Origin of the sequence: Streptomyces sp. B21-083 (assembly GCF_036898825.1) — a bacterium.
GTDB lineage: Bacteria > Actinomycetota > Actinomycetes > Streptomycetales > Streptomycetaceae > Streptomyces.
Genome location: NZ_JARUND010000002.1, coordinates 1,936,028 through 1,945,544, shown reverse-complemented (window position 1 = coordinate 1,945,544; position 9,517 = coordinate 1,936,028). Strand labels below are relative to the sequence as shown.

Below are 9,517 nucleotides of genomic sequence, written 5' to 3'. Positions count from 1 at the left end.
ATCCGGCACCCGTCAAGACCCCGCGAATCCGCCTACTTCTCACTTCTGAACCTGGGGGACCCCTTCCATGCACGCCGACCTCTCCCGACTCACCTTCCGCCCCGACCGCCACTACTCGTCGGTCATCGCTCAGCAGGGCCGCGTCCAGCTCGACGCCGACGCCAACGAACAGGCGGCGATCCAGCTCCACCAGGCCCGTAGGCTCGCCGCCGACCTGATCGGACCGCACGGCGGACCGCGCGAGTCGGCCGGCTTCCGTATCGAGTACGTGGGCGGCAGGCACGACATCGACACCCTGTACATCCACGGCGGCCGGTACTACGTCAACGGCATCCTCCTCGACGCCGACCGCACGGCCCCCGGCACCCCCGTACCGCTGGACGACGACGCCCCGGACAGCCCGGACCAGGCGCCCGACAGCGCCCAGCCGTCCACGTACTGGACCTACTGGGACCAGCCCGACGGCTTCCGCGACCCCGAGAGGCCCGGCGACCGGCTGCCCTCGCCCGCACAGTCGCCCTTCCTCGTGTACCTGAAGGTGTGGGAGCGCTCGGTGACGGCCGCCGAGGACCCGGCGCTGCGCGAGGTCGCCCTCGGCGCCGCCCTGCCCGACACCGCCGCCCGCGTCAAGGTCGTCTGGCAGGTACTGCCGCTCTCGCTGGCCGCGCTGGACATCGACGAGTCCGAGCCGTCCACGGCGGTGGTCAGCGCCGCCTTCGACCGCTGGGCGCTGAAGCAGTCGACCCCCACGGCCCGCCTCGCCGCCCGCAGCGAACGCCCCGACCACGCCGACGAGGACCCCTGTCTCGTCAGGCCCGACGCCCGCTACCGGGGCCCAGAGAACCAGCTCTACCGTGTCGAGATCCACGACGGGGGTGAGGCGAAGGACGCCGGCTTCAAGTGGTCTCGCGAGAACGGCTCCGTCGTCCTCCCGGTCGACGAACTCGACGGTACGTGGGTCCAGTTGGCGTCCCTCGGCTGCGACGGCAAGCTCGACCTGGACGTCGGTGACCGCGTCGAGTTCACCGACAGCGCGTACTCCTCCCGTCTGGAACCCCTGCCCCTGCTCCGCGTCGAGGAACTGGACCTTCCCGGGCGCCGGGTCCGTCTCTCCGGCGAACCGGAGCCGGGCGTGGGCCGCCTGCCTGAGCTGAACCCGTTCCTGCGCCGCTGGGACCACCACGAGGGCACGAAGCGCAAGGGCCGTACGACCGCCCTCCGTGACGGAGCCGTTCCGGTCACGGAGGGGGAGTGGCTGCCCCTGGAGGACGGCGTCGAGGTCTACTTCGCCAAGGGCGCCACCTACACGACCGGCGACCACTGGCTCATCCCCGCCCGCACCGCCACCGGCAGCGTCGAATGGCCGGTGGACCGGGCCCGCCGCCCCCTCCTCCAGGCGCCCGCCGGCATCGTCCGCTCCTACGCCCCACTGGCCCTGGTCAGGGGCGAAGGCAGCACGGTGGACCTCCGCCGCGCCTTCGGGTGGGCGGCGAGCAGTATCCCCGCGGCCGACGAGGCGGCCCTGGCGACGGAGGAACAGGCCCGCCGGGAGGAACAGGCGGCGGACGCCGATCCCTCCCACGGGAGGTCCCAGACCACCGCGAAAGCGGAGACAGCCGTGGACGGAGACAAGTAATGGCGAACCCGCTCAGCGCGTCCAAACTGCTGGAGATCCTGCGCGCGGAGGGCCTGACGGTCCACGAGGTCCGCAGCTGGCGCACCCACAACCGCAACGCGAAAGGCCCCTGGGGCCCCGTCAACGGCGTGATGATCCACCACACCGTCACCTCCGGCACGGACGCGTCCGTCGACATCTGCTACGACGGCTACGCCAACCTGCCCGGCCCCCTCTGCCACGGCGTCATCGACAAACAGGGCCACATCCACCTCGTCGGCAACGGCCGCGCCAACCACGCGGGGCTCGGCGACAACGACGTCCTGCGAGCCGTGATCAACGAGTCGAAGCTGCCCGTCGACAACGAGGCCGACACCGACGGCAACCGCCACTTCTACGGCTTCGAGTGCATCAACCTCGGCAACGGCACGGACCCCTGGCCCGAGGCGCAGAAAGAGGCCATCGAAAAGGTGTCCGCCGCGATCTGCCGCCACCACGGCTGGAGCGAGCGCTCGGTCATCGGCCACAAGGAGTGGCAGCCCGGCAAGGTGGACCCGCGCGGCTTCACCATGGACAGCATGCGGGCCCGTATCCGCGAACGCCTGGCAGGCGGCGGCCAGGACACCGACCCGGCCCCGACCCCGCCCAGGCCGTCCTACGTGCCGTTCCCCGGAGCCGGCTTCTTCCGCATCGGCCAGAAGTCCCCGCTGATCACCGCCATGGGCCTGCGCCTGGTGGCCGAGGGCTGCGGGCGCTACGAGAAGGGCCCCGGCCCGGAATGGACCGAGGCCGACCGCAAGTCCTACACGGCCTGGCAACACAAACTCAACTACAGGGGCAAGGACGCGGACGGAATCCCAGGCAAAACAAGCTGGGACAAACTAAAGGTGCCGACCAGCTGATTTCCAGACACGGCGAGGTGTCGCGCCCGATAGGGGCGCGGGGAACTGCGCGACAAGCCACGACGCACCCGCACGTACCCCACTACGCACTGGAAGACGGCGGATAAGAGGGCCGCGCAGGCGCCCGCGGCCCTCCCCCCGCCGCCGACGCCCCCTGCAAGGGCAACGCAGGCAACGCCCCCTCAAAAAGCCACGCGGCAAACAACTCGTCCAACGGCTCCCCGGCGAACCGGGACACATACGCCGTGAACGTAGCCGTACTCACCGACCCACCCCGATGCAGCCCCGCCCACCCCCGCAGCATCCGGAAGAACGCGTCGTCCCCCAAAGCGCACCGCACCGCGTGCACGGTGAGCCCACCCCGCTGATACAACCGGTCGTCGAACATCAACTTCCGCCCGGGATCCGCGAGCCGCAGATCCTGCGGCCGCCCGGACAGCAACCGATGCGCCACCGCGGCGAGTTGCTGCGCACTACGCCCCCCGGACCGCTCCGACCACAACCACTCCGCGTACTTGGCGAACCCCTCGTTCAGCCAGATGTGCCGCCAGTCCGCGATGGACACACTGTTGCCGAACCACTGGTGGGCCAGCTCGTGCGCGACGAGCCGTTCCGAACTCCGGGCCCCGTCCACATGGTTGGCGCCGAACAGCGACAACCCCTGCGCCTCGACGGGCACATCGAGTTCCTCCTCGGTCACCACGACCGCGTACTCACCGAACGGGTACGGCCCGAACAGCTCCTGGAACAGCTCCATCATGGCGGGCTGGCGCGCGAAGTCCCGGGAGAACTCGGGGAGCAACTCGGCCGGAATGTGCCCGTGTTGGGGCACGCCGCCCAGTCCCGGGTCGCCGAGCAGCACCGTCTGGTACTTCCCGATGGACAGCCCGACGAGATAACTCGACGTCGGCGCGGACTGCTCATACACCCAGGTGGTCGTGGAGGCCTTGGTCGTCCGGGTCAGCAGCCGTCCGCCCGCCACCACCGAGTACGCCGACGGTGTGGTGATCGAGATCTGGTAGGACGCCTTGTCGGCGGGCCGGTCGTTGCACGGATACCAGGAGGGCGCCCCGATCGGCTGGCTCGCCACCAGCGCCCCGTCCTCCAGCTCCTCCCAGCCGATCTCGCCCCAGGGGCTGTTGACCGGCTTGGGATTGCCCGCCCAGTGCACCTCGACGGTGAACGCGGCCCCGGTCCGCAGCGGTTTCGCGGGGCGGATGCGCAGCCGGCCACCCCGGTGCGTGTAGTGGGCGGCCTTGCCGTCCACCCGCACCCGGCCGATCTTGAAGTCGCCCAGGTTCAGCTGGAATTCGGCGAGCGGGGACCGGCCCGCTATGGCGTTGATACGGGCCGTGCCCGCGAGCCGGTTCGGGCCGGGGCGGTAGTCCAGCGCGAGTTCGTACCGGTGCACCCGGTAACGGGCGTCACCGTTGGCCGGAAAGTACGGGTCCGAACCCACTGTCTGCTGAACGCTCACTGCTGAGTCTGCTCCCTGCGATGTGCTCGAACGTGGTGCCGGAGATGAACCCACCCCCGCTCCGGGTACCCGAACGAGTCGCGCCCACCGCTTTCAGGAACGCCATGACTCGATCGGGTTGCCCAGCCAGCGGGTGTCGTCGGGAACGGACTCCGCCGCCATGACCAGCGACGCGGGACCCAGAGTGGACCGGGCCCCGACCGTTGAGCCGGGCAGGACGATCCCGCCAGGACCCAGCGTCGCGCCCTCACGGAGGACCACAGTATCCGTCCGCAAGATCCGGTCGTGGAAGAGGTGTGTCTGGAGCACGCATCCGCGGTTCACGGTGGCCGCGTCCCCCAGGGTCACCAGGTCGGTTTCGGGCAGCCAGTAGCTCTCCACCCAGACGCCCTTGCCGATGTGCGCGCCGAGCCCCCGCAGCCACGCCGACAGCACGGGCGTACCCGGCACGGAACCCGCCAGCCACGGCACGGCGACGACCTCGACGAAGGTGTCCGCCAGCTCGTTGCGCCACACGAAGCCGCTCCACAGCGGATGCTCACCGGCGCGGTGGCGGCCCACGAGCACCCACTTGGCGACGATGGACAGCAGACAGGCGACAGCCCCGACGCCCAGCAGCACCAGCCCGCCCACCAGCCAGAACCATCCACCCAGCACACTGAACGCGGCCACCGTCAGCACGGCCAGACCCGCCGAGCAGAACACCGGCACGATCCGGAACAGCTCCACCAGCGCCCGCGCCCACAGCAGGCGCGCCGGGGGATCGTACGTACGGCTCTGGTCGCCGCCGCTCGCCGACCGGGGCAGTTTCATGGGCGGCAGGCCCAGGTACGAGCTGCCCTTCTTGGCCTTCTTCGGGGTGGCCGAGAGGACCCCGACGAGGCCTCCGTCGGGCACCGACCGGCCCGGCGCGGTCATCCCGGAGTTGCCCAGGAAGGCCCGCCGCCCGATCTCGGCCCGCCCGATCCGCAGCCAGCCACCGCCCAGCTCGTACGGCGCGGTCAGCGTGTCGTCGGCCAGGAACGCGCCCTCGCCGACGGTCGTCAGGCTCGGCAGCGCCAGCACCGTCGACACCTCGGCGCCGCGCCCGATCCGCATCCCCAGCAGCCGCAGCCACACCGGCGTGATCAGCCCGGCGTACAGCGGGAACAGCGTCTCGCGGGAGCGGTCCATGAGCTGCGTGACCGTCCACGCCTGCCAGCCGATCCGGCTGTGCGTGGGATGCGTACCCTCGCGCAGGCCCAGGCTCAGCAGCCGTACGGCGATCAGCAGCATCAGCGCGTACGCGAGACCGAACGCCAGTGTGGCCGGCACCAGCGCCAGCGCGATGCCCCGCAGCGCGGTCCCGAGCCCGGCGTCCGGGTCGACGAACAGGCCCGCGACCAGCAGCGCGACCGCGCCCGCCAGGACCGGCAGCGCGGTGAGCGCGAACCCGGTGATGCCGTACATGGCCCGCCAGGCGCGCCCGCGCTGCGGACGCTCCTTGGGCCAGTTCCGCTTGGCCTTGCCGAGCTTCACGGCCGGCGCCCCCGCCCAGCGCTGCCCGGTCGGTACCGTTCCGACGACCGCCGAACCCGGCGCCACCTCGGCCCGCTTGCCGACCCGCGCCCCCGGGAAGAGCAGGCTGCGCGTCCCGACGACAGCGCCGGCACCCACCTTGACCTGCCCGATCTCCAGCCGGTCCCCGTCGAGCCAGTGCCCCGACAGATCCACCTCGGACTCGACGGCGGACCCACGCCCCAGCTTGAGCATGCCGGTGACCGGGGGCAGCGAGTGCAGATCGACGTCGGCGCCGACCTTGCCGCCCAGCGCCCGCGCGTAACGCTCCAGCCACGCACCGGTCAGCGAGGTCGCCCCGCTGAACTCGGCGAGCCGCTCGGCGGTCCACAGCCGCAGATGCACACTGCCACCGCGCGGATACCGCCCCGGCTTCACACCGCGCAGCAGCAGCCGCGCCCCACCGGCCGCGAGGGCGAGCCGCCCGGGCGGGGAGAACAGCACGGCGGCCCCGGCGGCCACCGCCCACCACGACGTGGCCGGCGCCCACGGATAGGCGCCGAACCAGTGCAGCGCGTTCGCGGCGGCGGCCAGCGCGACCGCCCACCGGAGCCCCATCAGCGTGAACAGCGGAACGAGCAGCAGCAGCTGTACGGCCTTGGCGCGCAGCGGGACCGGCGCGATGACCCGTCCGCTGGTGTCGTCCTGCGCGGACTCCTCCAGATGCCGGGCGAGCTTGCGCAGTACGGGCTGCTGGTAGATGTCGAGGACGGCCGCGCTCGGATAGCGCGTCCGCAGGCGCGTGGTGAGCTGGGCGGCGCCGAGACTGCTGCCGCCGATCGCGAAGAAGTCGTCTTCCGCGCTGCCCACGGGGATGCCGAGCACCTCGCTCCACTGCTCGGCGACCCAGGCCTCGGTGCCGTACAGCTGGGCGGCGCGGCCGGTCTCCATGCCCTCCAGCGGCCACGGCAGGGCGTTGCGGTCGACCTTGCCGGATGTGCGCGTCGGCAGTTCGGCGACCGGCGCGAGCAGCGGCACCAGGGCGGCGGGCAGCTCGGCGCGCAGCCGCTCGACGGCGGCGGCCTGGTCCCAGCCGTCCTGCGTCACGACATAGCCGACGAGCAGTTGGTTGCCGCTGCGGGCGGTACGTACGGCGGCCGCGGCACCGGCGACACCGGGCAGCGCCTGGAGCGCCGAGTCGACCTCGCCCAGCTCGATACGGCGTCCGCCGAGCTTGATCTGCTCGTCGGCCCGCCCGAGGAAGATCAGCCCCTCGGGTTCGGCCTTGACGAGGTCTCCGCTGCGGTAGGCGCGCTCCCAGCCGAGGGATTCGAGCGGCGCGTACTTCTCGGCGTCCTTGTCGGCGTCGAGGTACCGCGCGAGTCCGACACCGCCGATGACCAGCTGGCCACTGCCGCCCATGGCGACGGGCTCCCCGGCCTCGTCGACGACGGCCAGCTCCCAGCCGTTCAGGGGCAGCCCGATCCGGATCGGCTCCTCGCCGGTCATCAGGGAGGCGCAGGCGACGACGGTGGCCTCGGTGGGCCCGTAGGTGTTCCACACCTCGCGCCCCTCCGTCACCAGCCGCTGCACCAGCTCGGGCGGACAGGCCTCCCCGCCGAAGATCAGCAGCCGTACGTCGTTGAGGGTCTCGGGCTCCCACAGCGCGGCCAGTGTGGGCACGGTGGAGACGACGGAGATCTCCTGCTCGACCAGCCAGGGCCCCAGGTCGGCGCCGCTACGGACCTGGGAGCGCGGTACGGGCACCAGACAGGCCCCGTAGCGCCAGGCCAGCCACATCTCCTCGCAGGAGGCGTCGAAGGCCACGGAGAGGCCCGCCATGACCCGGTCGCCGGGCCCTACGGGATCGTCGGTGAGGAACAGCGCGGCCTCGGCGTCCACGAAGGCGGCGGCGCTGCGATGGCTGACGGCGACGCCCTTGGGCTTCCCGGTGGAGCCGGAGGTGAAGATGATCCAGGCGTCGTCCTCGACCCCGGGCCGCCGCGCGGGCAGCTCACTGCGGGCGCCCGGAACGGTGATCTCGTACCCCGCTCCGACGACGGCCCGTACACCGGCCTCGCCGAAGACCAGCTCGGCCCGCTCGTCCGGGTCCTCGGCGTCCACGGGAACGTAGGCGGCGCCGGCGGCGAGGACGGCCAGGATGGCGACGTACAGCTCATTGGTGCCGGACGGCACCCGGACCCCGACACGGTCCCCGAGGCCGACCCCGGCGGCGCTCAGCCGGCGTCGTACGCCCTCGACCTCGACGGCCAGCGCCCGGTAGGTGAGCGCGGTGGTGCCATCGTCGAGGGCGGGCTCGTTCGGGTACGAACGTACGGTGGCGTCGAACACGTCGACGAGGGTGCGCGGCGAGGCGGCGGGCCCCGCGGAGAAACGTGCCGTGTCGCCGAACCGCTCGCGGATCTCGTCCTCGAGCAGACCGAGAGCACTGCTCTCGTGTAGCGCTGCCATCAGGTCCTCGCGTCTCGTTCCCGGAGACCTCCGGGGCGCTGGCGAGGGCCCTCAGGTCTGCCTGGGGTTGTCCGGCTCCAGCTCCGTTCCGTAACAAGCCGGAAATTTTAGTACGAGACTAGGCTCGCGCCAGTACGCCTGCCAGGTGAGAGCGCTGTACGGGGGATGCGGCGTCGGCTCCCGCGCCGGAGCCGACGCCCTGACCTGGTGATCTTCGTCGGTCACCCGGCCGGACGAGATATCGCCCACACGCAGCGAAAAACAGCGAATCGGTCAGCGTGCGGTCCATTTCTGGTTGGGCTGGCCGTTGCACGTCCACAGTTGGAGCCGGGTGCCGTTGCCCGTCTTCTGGTCCTTGACGTCGACGCACTTGTTGGCCTGCGGATTCACCAGGTCGTTGGGTCCGGCGAGGATGAACTTCTGGGCCGGGTTGCCGCTGCACCTGGCCAGCTGGATGACCGCGCCGTCCGCGCTGGAGCCCCAGGCGACGTCCATGCACAGGCCCATGGCACGCACGGTGCCGTCCGACTTGAACACCCACTTCTGCTGGGCCTTGCCGTTGCACGACCAGATCTCCAGCGGGGCGCCGTCCTTGCCCTTGTCGCCGACGATGTCGATGCACTTGTTGGACGCCTGACTGATGATGATCGCGCCGGGTACGACGACAGGGGCCGGGGCGGGCTTGGTGTCGCTGCTGCCGCCGCTGTTGCTCGAACCGCCGCCGCTGGTCGAGCCCTTCGTGCCGGATCCCGAGCTGCCGCTCTTCGAACCGGAGGAGTTCTGGGACGTGTTGGAGCCCGCGCCCTGACCTTTGCCGCCGGAGTTCGCGGCAGCACCGGTACCGGCACCGGCACCGGCGCCCGAGGCGGCGCCGGCCGCCGCGCCCTTGCCGCCGGCGGGGGCCTTCGCGGGCGCCTTCGACGGCGACTTGGAGGGCGTCGCTCTGCCGGCGTCCGGCTTCGGGTCGGCCGATTCGAAGGCGCCGGGAGCCGCATCGCCCAGCGAGTCGCTCAGTACGGTGTCCGCCGTGCTGCCTCCGGCGGCGGTACGGGTCGGGGTGCCGTTGTCGCGGGCGCTGATCAGGAACGGCACCGACACCAGGAGCGCGCCCGCGATGGCCGCGGCGGCCAGGATGGCCCGGGACGGGCGGCCGGGGTGACCGTCCTGCGCGGCGGCGGTGGCGCCGCCGTCGGACTCGTCGCCCAGGGTGACCACTTCGGGCACGGTCGCGGCAGCGGCGGCACCGTCACCGGCCGGGCTCCCACCCTCCGACCGGGCCCCCGCCTCCGCCTCGGGGGCGGGCTGCCGCACCTCACCCTCCGGCTGTGACTCCGGGTCCGGTTCGGCGCCGGGGTCCGGCTGCGGGTTCGGGTCCGGGGAAGACGCGGCTGTGGGTGCCGGTTCTGCCACCGGCGCGGCAACGGCCGTGGGGGCGGACGGGGTCGCGGTCGGGTCCGGCGCCGGAGCGGCGGCACCGGAGTCCGGCTCGGCGGCTGCGGACTGCCCATGGGGGGCGTTCTGTGCGGCGGTCATGACGTCCTCCTGGCGGAGCGG

Annotated in this window: 5 protein-coding genes; 2 read left to right on the top strand and 3 right to left on the bottom strand. The window is 72.0% G+C overall.

What is annotated here, in order from left to right:
• The first annotated feature begins 67 nt into the window (after positions 1-67).
• Both QA861_RS32700 and QA861_RS32695 read left to right on the top strand, forming a co-directional pair.
• Positions 68-1,636 carry a DUF6519 domain-containing protein gene (locus QA861_RS32700; RefSeq protein WP_334592248.1) on the top strand — a complete coding sequence of 523 codons (1,569 nt, stop codon included), beginning with the start codon at positions 68-70 and terminating at the stop codon, positions 1,634-1,636.
• On the top strand, positions 1,636-2,517 hold the full coding sequence (locus QA861_RS32695) for a peptidoglycan-binding protein (protein ID WP_334592247.1): 882 nt from the start codon (positions 1,636-1,638) through the stop codon (positions 2,515-2,517). The genes QA861_RS32700 and QA861_RS32695 overlap by 1 nt, the downstream gene beginning before the upstream one ends.
• Before the next feature lie 82 nt (positions 2,518-2,599).
• Here the strand turns inward: QA861_RS32695 and QA861_RS32690 are convergent, their stop codons facing one another.
• The 3 genes from QA861_RS32690 to QA861_RS32680 form a co-directional block, all read right to left on the bottom strand.
• On the bottom strand, positions 2,600-3,994 hold the full coding sequence (locus tag QA861_RS32690) for a M1 family metallopeptidase (protein WP_334592246.1): 1,395 nt from the start codon (positions 3,992-3,994) through the stop codon (positions 2,600-2,602).
• Between the two features lie 93 nt (positions 3,995-4,087).
• Entirely contained in the window at positions 4,088-7,963 is a 3,876-nt protein-coding gene (locus QA861_RS32685) for a Pls/PosA family non-ribosomal peptide synthetase (protein WP_334592245.1), read from the bottom strand.
• Positions 7,964-8,236: 273 nt separating this feature from the next.
• Positions 8,237-9,496, bottom strand: a complete 1,260-nt coding sequence (locus QA861_RS32680; protein ID WP_334592244.1) for a ricin-type beta-trefoil lectin domain protein — start codon at positions 9,494-9,496, stop codon at positions 8,237-8,239.
• Positions 9,497-9,517: the final 21 nt, after the last annotated feature.